Below are 17226 nucleotides of genomic sequence, written 5' to 3'. Positions count from 1 at the left end.
CATGGCGATTGCTCTGGAGAACGGTCGCCGGATGTTCGACTACTGGCTGACCGTCTACAAACGGACCTGGAAGGGCAGCCTGATCAGCAGCTTCCTGCTGCCGATGCTGTATCTGGCCGCGATGGGGATCGGGCTCGGCTCGTTCGTGGACAGCAACGGCACCGGTGCGCTGGGCGGCGTCAGCTACCTGCAGTTCATCGCGCCCGGGCTGCTCGCCTCGACCGCGTTGCAGATCGCGGTCGGCGAGGCGACGTACCCAGTGATGAGCGGGCTGAAGTGGCAGAAGTTCTACCACTCGATGATCGCGACTCCGCTGCGCCCGGCGGATGTGGTGTACGGGCAGCTGGCGTTCATCGCGTTCCGGGTGTTCAGCTCGTGCACGGTCTTCCTGGTGATCATCGCGTTGTTCGGTGGGCTGAAGTCACCGCTCGGCGTGCTCGGTCTCCCGATCGCGTTGCTGGTCGGGCTGGCGGTCGCCGCGCCGATCGCCGCGTATGCGACCACGCTGGAGAACGACTCCGGTTTCGCGATCGTGTTCCGATTCGGCGTGGTGCCGGCGTTCCTGTTCTCCGGCGCGTTCTTCCCGGTGTCACAGCTGCCGGACTGGATCGAGTGGCTGGCGTACGTGAGCCCGCTGTGGCACGCGGTCGACCTGGCCCGCAACCTGAGCCTCGGCACGGTGAACCCGTGGCTGGCACTCGTCAACATCGTCTACCTGCTGGCCTGGCTGGTGGCCGGCACCTGGCTCGCCGTCCGCGGCTTCACGAGAAAGCTGATCGGCTGATGGCGACTATCGCGGCGCGAGTGCTGCCCGTTCCCGTTCGCCTCGGCGGTGGGCGACACATCGTCGAGCGGAACTTCCTGCTGTACCGGCGGTCCTGGGTGGTGTTCCTGTCCGGGTTCTTCGAGCCGGTGTTCTACCTGTTGTCGATCGGGATCGGCGTCGCGCATCTGGTCGGCGACTTCACGTTGTCCGACGGGACCACGATCGCGTACGCGGCGTTCGTCGCGCCGGCCATGCTGGCGAGTTCGGCGATGAACGGCGCGATCTTCGACTCGACGTACAACATCTTCTTCCGGATGAAGTACGCCAAGCTGTACGACTCGATGCTGGCGACGCCGTTGCGGCCGTGGGATGTCGCGACCGGTGAGGTGACCTGGGCGCTGTTGCGCGGTGCCATCTACTCGGCGATGTTCGTCGTGGTGATGCTCATCATGGGCCTGGTGAAGTCCTGGTGGGCGCTGCTCGCGCTGCCGGCCTCGGTGCTGATCGGGTTCGCCTTCGCCGGTGCGGGGATGGCGCTGACCACGTTCATGCGCAGCTGGCAGGACTTCGAGTTCGTGCAGCTGGCGATCATGCCGATGTTCCTGTTCTCGGCCACGTTCTACCCGGTCGAGACGTACCCCGGGGTGATCCGCTGGCTGGTCGAGATCACCCCGCTGTACCAGGGAGTCGTGCTGGAGCGTGCCTTTACCACCGGCAACGTCGGGTGGTTCCTGCTCGTGCATGCCGCCTACCTGGCCGCGATGGGTGCCTTCGGCATGTACGTGGCATCGCGCCGACTGGGCAAGCTCTTGCTGAAATGACTCAGCGGTCGAGCACGCCGGCCAGTGCGAACAAGTCAGCGAGCGTGAAGTGGTTCGGCGTCGCACTCGGCAGGGTGGGACGCCAATCCGCCGGCGCAGCATGGACGGGGTCGGTCAGCGGGCCAAGCACGGTCTCCGCGAGCAAGCGGCTGCCCAGCGGACCGAGCATGGCTCCGGCTGTCACCACCTCGGCTTCGGCGAGCAGGTAGTACCAAAGCGGCGTGGAGCGATCCAGGTCGTAGGGCTGCAGCTCGGCGAGGTCAGCGGAGGACAGGACCGGTACGCCGAGCGCGGCGGCAATGGCCTGACCGGATGGGATCTGCCACGTGAGATGGCGAAGGAGATCGCGCTGGGGCAGGGAAACTGGTGGGTCTCCGGCTGGATTGGCATGGCGCGGTAGCCGGAACAGCGGAGTACACACCGAACGCCGCAGCGGGCGCGCGGCGGTCGCGAGCAGGTGCCGCCAGTCGACGTAGCGGTCCGGGTCGGGACGGCCACCGCGCAGGTCCGGTTTGTCCGGGCTGAACAGATAGGCGGTCAGCTTGTCATTCACCTGGTACGCAGGGCGCAGTTGCGCATGGCCGAACCGGAGCGCGAGCTGCAGCTCGACAGGCAGCCCTGCACCGGGCGGCGCGATTCCAGTGATCCGTGTACCGGGCTCGACCAGCGCCGGCAGGTACTCGTGGCGGATGATCCATTGGTAGTGCCAAACGACCTCACGGCGGTACGCGGCGAAGCTCTTCACTCGGGAGGCCCGTAGCCGTTCGGCCACGTGGTTGTGGAAGCGCAGAAACGCGGCATGCAGTGCGCTGAGCATCAAGGTGTCGTCGTTGCGCAGGTCGTACGTCATCGTGGTGCCGTCCGGTGCGCGCGGTACGTCCTCGTACTGCCCGTTGGACCCGATCTTGAGCAGAGCAGGGTTCTTCGGGTCGAAGTGCAGTGCGGGTGGTCCGCCCCCGTACACCGAGTCGAGGTCCAGCCAGGGTGTGCGGTGGTTGGTGGTCAGTTGGGGATCGGCCGGGCGGGCCAACCGGGTTCGTGGATCGAGCGACAGGTCATGGCTGATGAACTGCCCGAAGAACGCACTCACCGCGTCCTGTGCGCCACCACCCGGTTCACTCGCCAGTACGCCTGGGTCCGCGGTGAGGTCGTCGCGCGCGTCGAGCGGACCGTTCTCCCGGCCCAGTTCGAGGAGCGCCGCGACGACCTCAGGGGTGTGTTCCGCGAACGGCGGCAGAGCGAACGCGCGCGTGTAACTAGTTGCAGTACCCATCGCAGTGGAAGCTCCACCCGCCACCACAGCCGTACGACGTCCGGGTGCAGTTGTACTTCCGGAACGCGCAGAAGTCGCCGCACCAGTCGTCCCAGGTCGAACACGCGCAACTGTCGGCCGGTGCCATCCCAGCGTTCTCAACCGGTCCGAGCGTGCCGAACAGCGCCTGCGCGTCCTCACGCCGGTACGCCGACCGCACCAACTCGTCGAAGCGTTCCCGCGTTCCGAACTCCGCACTCGAGTGCTCGAACCCACGCCGCACGAATGCCTCGAACTCGTCCAGGACAGCTGCCTGGTTGCCGGACAGCGTCGGGCCACTAGCGCGGTGCCTGCGTAGCTGCTCCAGCCAGAGCTCCTGCCGTACCGGCAGCGACAAGTTGGTGAACACAGCCCGGCGGTACGCCATCGGCAGCCGCGTGATCTCGTCGTACGTCTGCGGCAACCTGCCCTGGCGTGCATCGACCCACGCCTGTACGTCGCTGGTCGTACCGGTCGCGAACGCGGGCAGCTTGCCGGTCAGCACGATGCCTGCAGCCACGCCTGCACCCAGACCAAGGCGGAGGAACTGCTTGCGGTCCAGTTGGGCGCGGGGCTTCGACGCCTCCTGCAAGCGACCTAGTGCGCGCAGTACGGACAGGCTGGTGCGGACACCGAGCGTACGGACCAGTGGTGGTACCAGTGCGGGACCTGTCCAGCCGGAGGCGGATTCGCCGCGGACCCGGAAGAGCGCCGGTCGCCAAGGCGCGGACTCACCCAGGCTGTCCCGGCGCCAGCGCGCTACATCCTCGTTGCCCAGTGGGAGTACCTCGAGCCGGCCGGCGGTCACCTCCTTGACGGCGGCCGCGATTGTACGGCAGTTGCCGCAGGATTCGTCGAAGGCGAGGATCCAGCGTTCGTCGGGCATCGGCACAGACCTCCAGGAGCGTTGGCGTCACAACCACGCTGCCCGACGGCGCGTACGCGTCACAACCGTTTCGAGCCTCACCGAATGCCTTACCGCTGGAACCCTGAAGGACGTGGCGGCGTCTGCAGGAACATGACGTTCGAGACAGACCTGCGCGGGCCGAAAGTCCCACTGCCGGGTGGACCAAGGCGATGGGTCGAGGACTCGTTCCGGTTGCTGGTTGAGCACTTCGGGGCCGGGGCGTTGGGCCGGCCTGTGGTCGTACCGGAGGAGTTCGTGCCGGCCGGGTACGACGGGTCGGAGGCGGCCGCGCGGGAGTTGTGTGTACGGGTTTGTGAGCGGATGGGTGTCGAACCGGAGAAGGTGCACTTCAGCTTCCGGCTGGAGAAGGTGACCGAGGCCGCCGAACTGCTCGGGTCGGCGATGCTGGACGACTATCTCGACCCCGATCACCCGCTGTCGAAGGACGCCGCCCCCGGCGACCGCGCGGCGGTACGTACGCATTCCAACCGATTGGGTACTGCTTCATTCGATCAGGTCGACCAGCTCGTCCAGGGCGAGCAGTTGTTGCCATTTCTGGTGCGGCGGTTGGGGGCGGCTGAGTTCGGTGCTGAGATTGTGCATTGCCTGTTGGCCGCGGCCGCCTCCGATCAGGGCGCCGGCCGCACCACGTACGCGCCTCCTGCCGTACGCCCAGGACCCGTACTCGGGCGCTGGGTCGACCTGGCCGCGGACTGCCCGGGCGTCGACCCGATCCCCGGCCACTGCGCCGTCCTGCTCCGCTCCGACGTCCTCGCCGACCCGCTGAAACTGCTGGCCACCGTCTCGCACGAGCTCAGCCACGAGCTGCTGTCCCGCCCAGCACCACCTTGGGCCACCGGTCCACTCGAGGAACCTTTGACCGATCTCTGCGCGCTCTTTCACGGATTCGGCATCGTCCTCGTCAACGCCGCTGTGGACGAGACCACGCTCGACGGCGAATGGGTACACACCTCCGGCTACCTCGGCGAGAACGCGGTCGCGGAGGCACTTGCCCTGTACCGCTTCGAGCAACACCGCCACCTCCAAGACGGCCCGCTCGTCCCCGACTGGCACCAGTCCCTCGACCCCGTACCCCGCGCCCGGTTCGTGTCCCGCCTCGACGAACTGATCGGTGGCCCGCCGACCGTCCTCGGCTGGTGATTCACCCAATCCAGTGGAACGGCGGACCACCGAGCCGCGTCACTTCCCTATGAATCTGATCGGTGCTTGGCGGCGCCGGCTCCGCGAGCGCGAGCTGTTGTACGGTCCGAAGGTCCTGCTTCCGGGTGGACCGGAGCAGTGGATCGAGGACTCGCTGGACTGGCTGATCGGCCAGTTCGGGACCGAGCCGCTGCGTCGCCCACCGGTACTGCCGAGCGCCTTCATCCCGAAGGGCTATGACGGTTCGGAGCGCGCGGCCTGGGAGTTGTGCGTACGGGTGTGTGCGTGGATGGAGGTGCCGGACGACCGGATCCGATTCAGTTTCCGGATGGAGGAGGTCCGCGCCGCCGCCCGCAGCGCGGCCGTGCACCGCTTCACCGCCGAGCAGCCGCGCGAGCTGGTCGCGCTATCGGGGCTGCGGGCAACGATGACGCCGGCCGAGGTCGCGGCCCTCGTGGCCGAGGGCTTCGACGCCGAGATCGCGGTCCTCGCCGAGCGCGAACTTCAGGCGGAGCTGCGGCGTACGACGGCGATCCACCAGGAGACCGATCCGAATCGGCGAGCCGACCTGTGCGCACGCGCCGAGGCGGTCTGGTCCACGCCCGCGGGCTCGGGGTCGCGGGCGTGCTGGATCGACCTGCGTACCGGCGGCCGCGAGGGCACCGCGGTGCTGCTGTCGGCAACCACTCTCGCCGAGCCGGCCGCGGTGGTGGCGGCGGTCGCGCACGAGCTGGGCCATGAGGTGCTGTGGGGATACCACCTGATCGACCGGCAGCGGCCGGATGCGGAAGCGGTCACCGACCTGGTCGCGATCTTTCACGGCTTCGGTGTGTTCCTTGCCAACCAGGCGGTCGAGCGCGTACCGGGGAAGCGCTCGATGCTGCAGAGCCTCGGTTACCTGGGGGAGCGCGGTGCGTCGGACGCCCTGGCCGCGTACTGCTTCCGCCGGCATGGACTGTGGCCGGAGTCGCTGCTCCCGGTGCTGCCGACCGAGCTCGATCGGGCCGTCCGGATTCGTACCTTCGCACGGCTCGCGACGTTGGTGAAGAACGCCGAGATCTCGTCCATCCAGGAGGGCGCGCCGCTGCGGTGAAACCGACGGCGCCGGACCTGGCAGGATCCGGCGAGTGAGGATCGCGATGATGCGGAACAGTCAACAGATTCGGTCCCTGAAGGCGCCACGCGAACGGCTTCCCGGTGGCAGTCGCCGGTGGATTCGCGCGTCGATGGACTGGCTGGTCGCGGAGTTCGGCCGGGACGTGCTGCAGCGCCCGATCGCCTTGCCCGCGGACATGATCCCGGTCGCGTACGACGGGAGCCGTGCCGCCGCGACCGAGCTGTGTGGACGGGTCGACGGGCGCATGGACCTCCGGCCCGGCCAGTGCGGACTCAGCTTCGAGCTCGAGTGCGTACGCCGGCCGCGAGGCGCGACGGTCAAAGAACAGTCCGGCCGCTGGCTGCGCGGAACCGAACAGAACCTGATCCAGCTTGCGCCCACCCTGCCCAATGACCCAGTCGCGCTGATCGCGATCTACGCGCACGAGGTGGGCCACGAGTTGTTGCTGGGCAGCGGCCGGATCACGTTGACCACCCGCCCGGACCACGAGTCGCTGACCGATCTGATCACGGTCTTCTACGGCCTCGGCATCTTCACCGCGAACGCCGCGTACGAACGCCGACCCCGCCCGAACGGCCGCGGCAAACAACCACTCGCCCGCGGGTACCTGCGGGAAGCCGCGCTGTCCGAAGCACTCGCGTACTACGCCATGCTCCGCGGCGAACGCCACCCAGAATGGGAACGGCACTTGGACGCGCCCGTACGCCGCGGCATGCGCAACCACCTGGCCGTATTACATCGCTAGCAACCGGCGCAGCCACCACACGCCGCCGCGGTACATGGACTCCTTGCTCGGTCCGGTCAGGTAGTCGGGCAGGTGCAGGTACGTCATCACCTGGTACAGCGCACCGAGCTCCTCGGCCAGCTCAACCGCACGCTGCAGCTCAGCCGGGGTGGCGTACTCCTCCCACTCGCGCAAGTACGCATCCCGCACTTCCGGTTCGCGGGACAACGGCGAACGTTCCTCGACGAAGGTCACCAGATCCAGGAACGGATGCGCCAGCGCCGCATCGGTCCAGTCGAACGCGAGCACGCGACCGTCCTTCACGGCCAGGTTGCGCGGGTGCAGATCGCCGTGCAGCAACGTCTCCGGTACGCCGATCGCGGTCAGCTCGTTGATTGCCTCGCGCAACTGTTTGGCGCGCTCCGGCAGCCGGTCCCGCTCGGCCGGACCGAGCCGGTCGGTGAACGGGTTGGGACCGAGCAGCCGGTCGAGCTCTGCGTCGAGAACAGCCAGCCGCCGGTCGGCGCAGGTGAACTCCAGCAGGCGTTCGGGCTGATCCGCGTAGCTTCGCTGCAACCGCGCATGGCGTCGTACCGCATCGATCCAGACGGCGAGGTCGGTCTCGTCGGACAACGGCGTCCCGAGATCGCGGAGCAACATCCACGCGCGGCGCTCGTCGATCGCGATCGGTGCCGGGACCTCACCCGGGCGATCGGCGGACGCGCGGTGCAGGAAGAGCGGTTCGTGGGCGAAGAGGAACGGCAGTGCGTCCGGCCGTACCGGCTTGATCGTGGTCGAGTGCGCGAGCGCCTTGAAGTACACGTCGCCGTCGGCGGTCGGGATGCGCAGCACGTTCGACAGGCCCCAGGACTTGATCTGCGACCAGGGGCCGGTGGCTTGCACGTGCTGGGCGATCCATTGCGGTGCCTCGTCGTACCACTCCGGATGCGTCCACGCGGGCAGGTCCGCCGAGGCGATGGGCCGGTCGTACACCCAGGTCGCGTCGGCGGGTGGCTCGCCGAGCGGGCACGTCAGGTACGTGGGCGGGTCGTCCGAAAGGCAGGTCAGGACGACCGCTTCGATGCCGTACGTGTCGCGCATCGCGTCCAGCACCGGCGCGACGTCCGGAAACCAGGTGCTTGACGGCACCTCGACCTCGACCTCCAGGGTGAGGGTCGCTCGATCGGTCGGACGCACCACGACAGCCGTTACCTTCATGCCCTGCAGCGTATGTGCCGCGCACAACCGTTTTTCGCCTCTAGGGTGAGGTTGTGATCGAGGCCAGGGATGTGGTGCGGGCGGCTGAGCTGTTGCACGATGTGGTGGCGCCGACGCCGTTGGAGTACTCGCGGTGGCTGAGCGAGCTGGTCGGCGGCGACGTCTTCCTGAAGTGCGAGAACCTGCAGCGAACGGGTTCGTTCAAACTGCGTGGGGCGTACGTACGGATGGCGCGACTGTCCAAGGCCGAGCGCAGCCGTGGTGTCGTCGCGGCGAGTGCGGGCAACCATGCGCAAGGCGTCGCGCTGGCGGCGCAGTTGCTCGGGATCAAGTCGACCGTGTTCATGCCGAACGGCGCGCCGATCCCGAAGGAGAAGGCGACCCGCGCGTACGGCGCCGAGATCCGCTTCGTCGGTACGTCGATCGACGACTGCCTGAAGGCGGCCCGGGCGTACGCGGAGGAAACCGGTGCGGTGCTGATCCACCCGTTCGACCACCCGGACATCGTTGCCGGGCAGGCGACCACCGGGCTGGAGATCGTCGAGCAGTGCCCGCAAGTGCGGACGGTTGTCGTACCGACCGGTGGTGGCGGGTTGCTGGCCGGGATCGCGACCGCGATGCAGCGTGATGGGATGCCGATCGAGGTCGTCGGAGTGCAGGCGGCCGGCGCGGCTGCGTTCCCGGCGTCGCTGGCGGCGGGGGAGCCGGTGCAGCTCGATCGGATGACCACGATGGCGGACGGGATCGCGGTCGGCCTGCCGGGGAAGGTTCCGTTCGAGACGATCCAGCAGTACGTGGGTGATGTGCGTACTGTCGGCGAGGACTCGTTGTCGAAAGCGGTCCTGCTGGTGCTCGAACGCGCCAAGTTGGTCGTTGAACCTGCTGGTGCAGCCGCGGTTGCTGCCGTACTGGACGAGCCGAAGCGTTTCAAGCCGCCGGTGGTTGTGGTGCTGTCCGGCGGGAACATCGACCCGTTGTTGTTGATGCGGGTGATCCGGCACGGCATGGCCGCGGCCGGCCGGTACCTGTCGTTGCGGGTGCGGATCCCGGACACGCCGGGCGGGCTGGCCACGTTACTGACCGAGTTGGCGGCGCTGGACGCCAACCTGATCGAGGTTGTGCACGAGCGGATCTCGGAGACGCTCAGCCTGGAGGAGGTCGAGGTCGCGCTGCAGCTGGAGCTGCGCGGCGAGGAACACCGGCAACGCATCCTCACCGACCTCACCACAAACGGCTACAGCTACACCCTCAACTGACGCAGCCCCCCGCGGGCCTCAGTCGCCGGTGGTTTCACCGATTCAGGTCAGGCGAGTGGGTCGCAGCTCTTCACCAGTGGTGCGTGCAGGCGTTGCGCGAGCACGTCGCGCTGCGTCGGCTGGGCTTCCTGCTGGCGGTGCAGTCCCTCATCGGTCAGCCGTACGTTGACCGCGCGCCGGTCCTCGGGGCACATGTGCCGCTCGACCAGCCCGGCAGTCTCCAGCCGGCCGATCACGCGGGACAGCGCGCTCTGACTCAGGTGTACGGACTTGGCGATCGTCGCGACCTTGGCGGAATGCTCCGGTAGCTCGGCCAGCCGCTCCAGCACCTCGTACTCACTCATGCCGAGCGAGTGCCCGGCCTGCAGCGCGCGGTCGAGGGCGCAGGTGAGGTCGGCGTGCCGAGCCAGCAGCTCGCGCCATTCGCGGACGTCGGCGGTGGTCTCACCAGTCCCGCCGCTGACCTTCGTAGCGGTCATGTCGTGGACCATAGCATGCATACGCAATCAATGCAAACGCATTTAATGCCTAGACATTAGATGCATGCGCATGCAATAGTCTCTCCTCGTGACTACGCAAACCCCAACACCAAGCGGCACAGTTTCGGCCCGCATGACCTGGGACGCACGCCTCTGGGGCGCACTCCTTGTGGTCTGCGGCGTGATCTTCCTCGACGGCCTGGACGTGTCCATGGTCGGCATGTCCCTGCCGTCCATCGGCGCCGACCTCGGCGTCTCCCTTTCTTCGCTGCAGTGGGTAGTGACCGGTTACGTCCTCGGGTACGGCGGTCTGCTGCTGCTCGGCGGCCGGACCGCCGACCTGCTCGGCCGGCGCCGGGTCTTCCTGATCGCCCTCGGCGTCTTCGCCGTGGTCTCGATGCTGAGCTCACTGGCGACCAACCCCGAACTGCTCATCGCGGCGCGGTTCGTGAAGGGCATCGCGGCGGCGTTCACCGCGCCGGCCGCGCTCTCGATCATCACCACCACGTTCCACGAGGGCCCGGATCGCAACCGCGCTCTCTCCATCTTCACCACCTGCGCCGCCAGCGGCTTCTCGATGGGCCTGATCCTCGGCGGCGCGCTGACCGAGGTCGGCTGGCGCTGGACCTTCCTGATGCCCGGCCCGGTCGCCCTGATCGTGCTGCTGTTCGGCATCAAGCTGATCCCGAACAGCCCGCGCGACGACGCCTCGGGCGGGTACGACGTACCAGGCGCGATCACCGTCACCGGCGGCATGCTGGCCCTCGTGTACGCGGTGGTCGGTGCCGAGCACGCCGGCTGGGTGTCCGTACAGACCATCGGGCTGTTCGTCCTCGCCGCGGTGCTGCTGGCCGGATTCGTCGCCATCGAGTTGCGGACGAAGAACCCGCTGGTCCGGCTGGGCATCCTGCGCAACCCGTCGCTGCGGCGCGCGAACCTCGCCATCCTGACCGTGTTCGGCTCGTACGTCGCGTTCCAGCTGATCGGCACCATGTACCTGCAGAACCTGCTCGGCTGGTCGTCCTTCCAGACCGCGCTGGGCTTCCTGCCGGCCGGCATCCTGGTCGTCACGCTGTCGCCGAACGTCGGCAAGATCGTCGACCGGGTCGGTACCGAGAAGATGATCATCGTCTCGATGGCGCTGTTCGTCGCCGGGTACGCCCTGTCGCAGCGGATCGGCCCGGAATCGGAGTACTTCTCGACCGTGTTCCCGACCATCATGCTGCTCGGTCTCGGGTTCGCGATCGGGTTCCCGTCGCTGAACATCCAGGCGGTGTCGGGCGTACCGGACCACGAGCAGGGGCTGGCGTCCGGGCTGTTCAACACCTCCAACCAGGTGGGTGGCGCGGTCGTCCTGGCGATCGTGACCGCGGTGATCAGCAGCCAGACCGTCGGTGTGACGGCGCCCACCGGGGTGCTGTCGGCGTACAAGTCCGGGCTCGGGGTAGTGACCGGGATCGCGGCGCTCGGACTGGTGATCGCCCTGACCGGACTCCGCGGCCTGAAGGCGCGGCGGGCGGCCGAGGAAGCCGAGGCGGCCGAGCTGGCAGCAGTACAGAAGGAGCTGGCGGCGGAGGAGATGACGCCGGCGGCGTGACAACAACCAGCTCCACTCGGGGCTGTGCGGTGATATGACAGCACGTGGTGCGGACTCCTTCGGGGGTCCGCACCACTGCATTTCGGGGGATACCCCGATTGGTTTCGGCCTCTTGGAGTGCTGGACTTGGCTCATGAGCAACCAGAGCTACGACCAGAAGGTCAAGGACATCCTGGACCGGGTCGCCAACGGCCACCTGTCACCCGAGGAGGCCACCACGCTGATCGCCGCCCTCAAGCCGGCCCAGTCCGACACATCCGGCCCGTCCGGTGCGTCCGGCTCGGCCGGTGCCCCCGGCTCTGCCGGCCCGTCCGGTACCCCCGGCTCGGTCAGCTCGGCCGGTGCCCCCGGCTCGGCCGGAACCCCGGACCCGGCGTCCAACGCTCCGGTTGCCGACAACGGAGACCCCACCGCCTGGCCCCGCCCCTCCACCGGCGACACCCCGTCCCCCACCGCCTGGGCCGAAGCCGTCGACTCCCCAACCGCCAACCCCGCCAACCCCGCCGGCCCCGCCGGAGCAGCTGGCACCCCGGGGACCCCTGGAGCCACCGGCGCCCCGGGAACCGCTGGAGCGGCTGGGAGCAGTCAGCCGGCTGGGGCGGCCGGCGAGCCGACCGGGGCTCGGCATGCGGCGGAGCGGTCGGGTGTGCAGGACAGCGTGCCGGGCGGGGCGACCGGGCCGGCTGCGCAGCCGGATGCTGAAGAGGAGCTGGTTGAGGAGCAGCACAGCAATGTGCCGATTCCGTCCGGAGTGCAGCGGGTGACGATCCGGGCGATCGGCCGGCGCGTACGCCTGATCGGCGAACCGGCCGTGAACGGAGTAGCCGTCGACGGGCCGCACGTGATCAAGCGCGACGGCGACACGCTCGCGATCAGCAGCGAAGGCGACATGGGCGTCTCGATCGACGGTTTCAGCATGCTGCGGAACCCGACCGACCTGAAGGCCCACGTGAACGGCCTCGCCAAGGAACTCTCGATCCGCGTCAACCCGAACCTCCAGGTCGAGGTCGAGGTCACCGGCGGCAGCGTCAACGCCGAACGCGTCCCCGGCCTGTCCCGCGTCCGCGTCACCGCCGGCACCGCGAAGGTCGCCGACGTGGACGGCCCGATCGACGTCCTGGTCCAGGCCGGCACCGCCTCGGTCGACGGCCAGATCACCAAGGGCCGCTCCCGGGTCCGCGTCGAGTCCGGCACCGCAACGGTCGCACTCCGCCGCGGCTCCGACGTCCGCGTCCACACCGAGGCCCAACTGGGCCGAGTCACCTGGACCGGCGCCGTCTCCGGCCAATCCAAAGACGTGGAAATCGGCCGCGGCCGAGCCGCCCTCGACGTAGAGGTCCTCGTCGGCACCGCCCAACTAACCTCCGACTGACGCCCAACTCACGTCTGCGTCCGACGGTGCTTGCCCCCTCAGTTGGTGGGTTGCCCCCTGAGAATTCGAGGGGGCAACCCACCATCTCAGGGGCTAACCCCACTCTCGGCGGCAATCACGCGAAGGCGGCGGAGGGGAGAGCAGTACAGGAACGCGGTCCCCGCGAGCGCGCCCAGGCCGCAGATCCAGAGGGTTGGGTGCAGGCCGAAGGCGGTGCCGAGGGTGCCGCCGAGGAGGCTGCCCAGTGGGGTGGCGCTCCAGGAGACGAAGCTCATGGTGGCGCTGACTCGGCCTTGGAGGTCGGGCGGGCAGAGGCGCTGCTGGGTGCTGACCTGCAGGATGTACGCGACGATGATGCAGAAGCCGGCCAGCAGGGTGCCGGCGACGAACCACGTCACCTGCCAGCCGCGGGCGGTCAGGGCCTGGACGGTGAACGCGACGCCGATCCCGGTCGAGGAGAGCAGCAGCGTACGGGCGTCCCCGTACCGGCTGCTGAGCTTCTCGGTGACGGTTGACGCGACGATCGCGCCGAGCAGACCGATCATGCTGAGGACGCCGATGGTCGCGGGCTGCAGGTGAACTTCGCGGACCAGATAGACGACCATGATCGCGCCGGCCGCGGACTGGAAGAGCATCGTCACCATCGTGTTCAGGGCCAGCGGCCGGAGCAGTGGATGGTGGAAGACGTAGCGCAGTCCGTCGCCGATCTCGCGGCGCAGGTCGGGGCGCTCGGGGCGTACCGGCTGTGCTTCCGGTGCGCGGATCGAGCGCAGCCAGAGCGCTGACCACAGGAAACTCAGCGCGTCCAGGCCGATCGTCAGCGCGGCACCGAGCCACTGCACGAGCAGACCGCTCGCGCCGGCGCCGACCACTGCCCCGATCGAGTGGTTCGCGGCCAGTTTGGTGTTGCCGGGCAGCAGCCGGTCGCGATCGAGCAGGCGCGGCAGGTACGAGTTGTGCGCCACGTCGAAGAGCACGGTGAGTACGCCGGCCGGGATCAGTACGAGGTACAGCTGGGTCAGCGTGAGTACGCCGAACAACCAGGCGATCGGGATCGACGCGAAGAGCAGCGCGCGGAGCAGGTCGGCGTACACGAGGACCGGCCGGCAGCGGATGCGGTCGGCCCAGGCGCCGGCGAACAGGCCGAGGCCGAGCCAGGCGGCGGTTTCGCAGGTCCGGAGCAGCGCGACCTGCAGGGTGGACGCGTTCAGGTTGAGGACCGCGAGCAGCGGAATCGCGCCCATGGTCAGGCGGGTGCCCAGCTGACTGAGCAGGTCGGCGGCCCAGAGGCGGCGGAAATCGGGGTGTCGCAGGATGCTCATTTCGCGACCGTAGAGCCTGAGTTGAGCCTTGTCGACTCAACTATCAACAAAGTTGAGTCGAGTGGACTCAATATAATTCGGAAGTGAAATTGTCGGCGATCTCCGGCAGGATGGGTGGCCTGCATCACAGTCGACGCGGAGGGGATGGGCGAATGGCCGCAATCGAGGCAAGAGGCCTCGTGAAGACGTTCAAAGGCCGGAAGAACACGGTCAAGGCACTCGACGGGATCGATCTCGACGTGCCCGAAGGCAGTGTCCTCGGCCTGCTCGGGCCGAACGGGGCGGGCAAGACGACAACGGTCCGGGTGCTGACGACGCTGATGAAGCCCGACGCGGGGACGGCGCGGGTGCTCGGCCACGACGTGGTGAAGGACGCGGACACGGTCCGTTCACTGGTCGGGCTCTCGGGTCAGTACGCGGCAGTCGACGAACTGCTCACCGGCCGGGAGAACCTGTGGATGTTCGGCCGGCTGTACCGGCTGGGCAGTCAGCAGGCGAAGGAACGGGCGGAGGAGCTGCTCGCGACGTTCGATCTGACCGATGCGGCGGACCGGACCCTGAAGACGTACTCGGGTGGAATGCGCCGCCGGCTCGACCTGGCCGGCTCGCTGATCGCGCACCCGAAGGTGCTGTTCCTGGACGAACCGACGACCGGCCTCGACCCAAGATCCCGGATCGACCTGTGGAAGATCATCCGCGACCGGGTCAGTGAGGGGGTGACGATCCTGCTCACCACGCAGTACCTGGAGGAGGCCGACGAGCTTGCCGACAGCATCGCGGTCGTCGATCACGGCTCGGTGATCGCCCGCGGTACGGCCGACGAGCTGAAGGCGAAGGTCGGTGGTGAACGGATCGAGGTGGTCGTTCACGATCCGGCCGACACCGCCCGGGCGCTGGAGTTGCTGACCACCGCGCTCGGCGTCGCCGATCCGGAGGCGACCACGCTCGAGGAGCACACCCGGCGACTGACCGTACCGGCGCCGGGCGGCTCGAGCACCCTCGTAGAGGTGATCCGGACCCTGGACGCCGCGCAGATCCGGATCGCCGACATCGGGTTGCGGCGGCCGACCTTGGACGACGTGTTCCTCACCCTGACCGGGCACGAGGCCGAGCAGAAGGAGTCGCTGTGAGTGTGGAGCTGCCGGCCAGGGTGAACCCGCTGAGCCGGGCGTTGTCGGATGCCGGAATCCTTGCCTGGCGGAGCCTGAAGCGGATACCGCGGACGCCGGACATGCTGATCTACGCGACCATCCAGCCGATCATGTTCGTGCTGCTGTTCGCGTACGTGTTCGGCAACGCGATCCCGATTCCGGGCTTCCCCGGCCCGCGGGCGTACCGGGAGTTCCTGATGTCCGGGATCTTCGCGCAGACGATGGCCTTCGCGGTCGCGTCCGCGAGTGTCGGGCTGGCCGACGACATGTCGAAGGGCCTGATCGACCGGTTCCGGTCGTTGCCGATGGCAAGGTCCGGGGTGATCGCCGGGCGGGTGATCGGCGACCTGGTGTTCAACGCGTTCGTGATGCTGATCATGGTGATCTGCGGGTTCATCGTCGGCTGGCGCTGGCACAACGGGATCGGGCAGGCGCTGGCCGCGTTCGCGATCCTGCTGCTGTTCGCGTTCGCGATGCTCTGGGTCGGCGCGCTGATCGGGCTGTCCGTCGGTGGGCCGGAGGTGGCGTCGTCGGCCGGGCTGATCTGGCTGTTCCCGCTGACCTTCCTGTCGAACGCGTTCGTCCCGACGCCGCAGCTGCCGAAGGCCCTGCAGCCGGTGGCCGAATGGAACCCGATCTCGTCGATCGTCGCGGCCTGCCGGCATCTGTTCGGCAATCCGTCGCCGTTCGCCAGCCCGGACGGATTCCCGGCGCAGCATCCGGTCTGGTTGTCGCTGATCTGGTGCGTAGCGATCATCGCCGTGTTCGCACCGCTGGCCGTCCGCAAGTACCGCAGCGCGACTGGGCACTGACGGCGTACGCACCGCCGCCGGGGACCGTGGTCAGGTAAAGGGACCGTGCAGGCGCTGGGGACCGTGGACAGGTAAAGGCGCCGCTGGGGACCGTGGACAGTTGCTCGGCTGTCCACGGTCCCCGTGACGTGTCCGGCGTACCAAAAGCAAGCGCCCCGGTGGGGTGACGACCGGGGCGCTCGGAAGCTTTGGTGGTCAGCCGGTGAACGGTTCCGCGGCGACGATCTCGACGGTGACGGGCTTGCCGTTCGGCGCCTCGTACGTCGCCTTGTCGCCCTTCTTCTTGCCCAGGATCGCGGCGCCGAGGGGCGACTGCGGGGAGTACACGTCGATGTCCACCGACGCGTCCAGGGCGAGCAGTTCGCGGGAGCCGAGCAGGAACGTCTCGACGTCGTCGTCACCGGCGAACGTGATCGACACCTTCATCCCCGGCTCGATCTTGCCGCCGGCCTTCGGGGTCTCGCCGACCCGGGCGCGGCGGAGCATGTCCTCCAGCTGCCGGATCCGGGCCTCGATCTTGCCCTGCTCGTCCTTCGCGGCGTGGTAGCCGCCGTTCTCCTTGAGGTCGCCCTCGTCCCTGGCGTCGCTGATCCGCTGGGTGATCTCGGCACGGGCAGGGCCCTTCAGGTGCTCGAGCTCGGACTTCAGCTGGTCGTAACCGTCCTGCGTCAGCCAGACAACGCTGTCCTCATCGATCTTCTGCGTCACGGGCTGCTCCTTGTGTTGGGATGGGCAGGAAATACTGCTGGCCGCCGTCGTCGACGGCGACCATTCCATCGAGCGTAGCAAGAGACCGTGGATCACGCAGGGGCTCTGAGCCGTCACAAACGCTTGGAAAACGCTTGCTGACAGCGTAAACCGACCGGTCCCACCGGAGCCCGGGCAATCGGTTGCCGACTCAGCTTCCGGGTCGCAACGGGGCCAGCGCCGCCGCAGCCGGCGGAAAAGGCCCCAGGGCCAGCGGAAACGGCGCCAGACCAGCGGAGACGGCGCCAGGCCAGCGGAGACGGCGCCAGGCCAGCGGAGACGGCGCCGGGGTCAGCGGGAACGGCGCCCGGGCCAGCGGGGTGTCCCCATAGGTTGCGCCCTGCGGCCGCTGGACGGGGTGTTGGGCGCCCCAAACCGGTTTGGGGACGGTGGGTGCGTGGAGTGGGGCGGGTTGTGCTCCCGGAATGGGGGGCGGATTCACGCGGTGGTTGCAACACCGGGTGGATTTGCTTGGTTGGACAGTA

Annotated in this window: 16 protein-coding genes; 10 read left to right on the top strand and 6 right to left on the bottom strand. The window is 68.3% G+C overall.

Annotation, left to right across the window (positions count from 1 at the left end; genetic code table 11):
- The first annotated feature begins 1 nt into the window (after position 1).
- The gene (locus ABD260_RS20390; protein ID WP_344235198.1) at positions 2 to 784 is read left to right on the top strand and encodes an ABC transporter permease; all 783 of its coding nucleotides are present in this window, start codon (positions 2 to 4) and stop codon (positions 782 to 784) included.
- Positions 784 to 1587 carry an ABC transporter permease gene (locus tag ABD260_RS20385; RefSeq protein WP_344235197.1) on the top strand — a complete coding sequence of 268 codons (804 nt, stop codon included), beginning with the start codon at positions 784 to 786 and terminating at the stop codon, positions 1585 to 1587. The genes ABD260_RS20390 and ABD260_RS20385 overlap by 1 nt, the downstream gene beginning before the upstream one ends.
- A 1-nt stretch (position 1588) precedes the next feature.
- On the opposite strand, the gene ABD260_RS20380 is transcribed toward ABD260_RS20385, so the two are convergent.
- Positions 1589 to 2860 carry a peroxidase family protein gene (locus ABD260_RS20380; protein WP_344235196.1) on the bottom strand — a complete coding sequence of 424 codons (1272 nt, stop codon included), beginning with the start codon at positions 2858 to 2860 and terminating at the stop codon, positions 1589 to 1591.
- The gene (locus tag ABD260_RS20375; protein WP_344235195.1) at positions 2844 to 3764 is read right to left on the bottom strand and encodes a bacteriocin fulvocin C-related protein; all 921 of its coding nucleotides are present in this window, start codon (positions 3762 to 3764) and stop codon (positions 2844 to 2846) included. Before ABD260_RS20375 ends, ABD260_RS20380 begins: the two co-directional genes overlap by 17 nt.
- 132 nt (positions 3765 to 3896) lie before the next feature.
- Here ABD260_RS20375 and ABD260_RS20370 point away from each other — a divergent pair, with 132 nt between their 5' ends.
- From ABD260_RS20370 to ABD260_RS20360, 3 genes are read left to right on the top strand one after another with little or no spacing between them, the layout of a single operon-like run.
- Positions 3897 to 4946, top strand: a complete 1050-nt coding sequence (locus tag ABD260_RS20370; protein WP_344235194.1) for a hypothetical protein — start codon at positions 3897 to 3899, stop codon at positions 4944 to 4946.
- Between the two features lie 49 nt (positions 4947 to 4995).
- Positions 4996 to 6039 (top strand): hypothetical protein, encoded by a 1044-nt coding sequence (locus tag ABD260_RS20365; RefSeq protein ID WP_344235193.1) that lies wholly within the window; start codon positions 4996 to 4998, stop codon positions 6037 to 6039.
- 46 nt (positions 6040 to 6085) lie between these two features.
- A complete protein-coding gene (locus ABD260_RS20360) occupies positions 6086 to 6808 on the top strand; it encodes a hypothetical protein (RefSeq protein WP_344235192.1) in 723 nt (240 codons plus the stop codon).
- On the opposite strand, the gene ABD260_RS20355 is transcribed toward ABD260_RS20360, so the two are convergent.
- On the bottom strand, positions 6797 to 8005 hold the full coding sequence (locus ABD260_RS20355; RefSeq protein WP_344235191.1) for an aminoglycoside phosphotransferase family protein: 1209 nt from the start codon (positions 8003 to 8005) through the stop codon (positions 6797 to 6799). The two genes, ABD260_RS20360 and ABD260_RS20355, sit on opposite strands and share 12 nt — an antisense overlap.
- A gap of 53 nt (positions 8006 to 8058) precedes the next feature.
- Between ABD260_RS20355 and ilvA the strand changes: the two genes are divergently transcribed.
- Positions 8059 to 9261 (top strand): threonine ammonia-lyase, encoded by a 1203-nt coding sequence (gene ilvA, locus ABD260_RS20350; RefSeq protein WP_344235190.1) that lies wholly within the window; start codon positions 8059 to 8061, stop codon positions 9259 to 9261.
- Positions 9262 to 9308: 47 nt separating this feature from the next.
- Here ilvA and ABD260_RS20345 read toward each other — a convergent pair whose 3' ends face one another.
- Positions 9309 to 9740 carry a MarR family winged helix-turn-helix transcriptional regulator gene (locus tag ABD260_RS20345; protein WP_344235189.1) on the bottom strand — a complete coding sequence of 144 codons (432 nt, stop codon included), beginning with the start codon at positions 9738 to 9740 and terminating at the stop codon, positions 9309 to 9311.
- A gap of 133 nt (positions 9741 to 9873) precedes the next feature.
- Here ABD260_RS20345 and ABD260_RS20340 point away from each other — a divergent pair, with 133 nt between their 5' ends.
- On the top strand, positions 9874 to 11337 hold the full coding sequence (locus tag ABD260_RS20340; RefSeq protein WP_344235188.1) for an MFS transporter: 1464 nt from the start codon (positions 9874 to 9876) through the stop codon (positions 11335 to 11337).
- Positions 11338 to 11470: 133 nt separating this feature from the next.
- Positions 11471 to 12709 carry a collagen-like triple helix repeat-containing protein gene (locus ABD260_RS20335; RefSeq protein WP_344235187.1) on the top strand — a complete coding sequence of 413 codons (1239 nt, stop codon included), beginning with the start codon at positions 11471 to 11473 and terminating at the stop codon, positions 12707 to 12709.
- 86 nt (positions 12710 to 12795) lie between these two features.
- Here ABD260_RS20335 and ABD260_RS20330 read toward each other — a convergent pair whose 3' ends face one another.
- On the bottom strand, positions 12796 to 14031 hold the full coding sequence (locus ABD260_RS20330) for an MFS transporter (RefSeq protein ID WP_344235186.1): 1236 nt from the start codon (positions 14029 to 14031) through the stop codon (positions 12796 to 12798).
- 179 nt (positions 14032 to 14210) lie between these two features.
- On the opposite strand from ABD260_RS20330, the gene ABD260_RS20325 reads away from it, so the two are divergent.
- Both ABD260_RS20325 and ABD260_RS20320 read left to right on the top strand, forming a co-directional pair.
- Positions 14211 to 15161, top strand: a complete 951-nt coding sequence (locus tag ABD260_RS20325; protein ID WP_344235185.1) for an ATP-binding cassette domain-containing protein — start codon at positions 14211 to 14213, stop codon at positions 15159 to 15161.
- Complete coding sequence (locus ABD260_RS20320; protein WP_344235184.1) at positions 15158 to 15994, top strand: ABC transporter permease; 837 nt, start codon at positions 15158 to 15160, stop codon at positions 15992 to 15994. Before ABD260_RS20325 ends, ABD260_RS20320 begins: the two co-directional genes overlap by 4 nt.
- Before the next feature lie 195 nt (positions 15995 to 16189).
- On the opposite strand, the gene greA is transcribed toward ABD260_RS20320, so the two are convergent.
- Entirely contained in the window at positions 16190 to 16702 is a 513-nt protein-coding gene (greA, locus tag ABD260_RS20315) for a transcription elongation factor GreA (protein ID WP_344235183.1), read from the bottom strand.
- Positions 16703 to 17226 lie beyond the last annotated feature (524 nt).

Source organism: Kribbella hippodromi (genome assembly GCF_039531045.1).
GTDB lineage: Bacteria > Actinomycetota > Actinomycetes > Propionibacteriales > Kribbellaceae > Kribbella > Kribbella hippodromi.
Note: the sequence above shows the minus strand (reverse complement) of the source record. Positions and strands in the feature narration are given on the sequence as shown.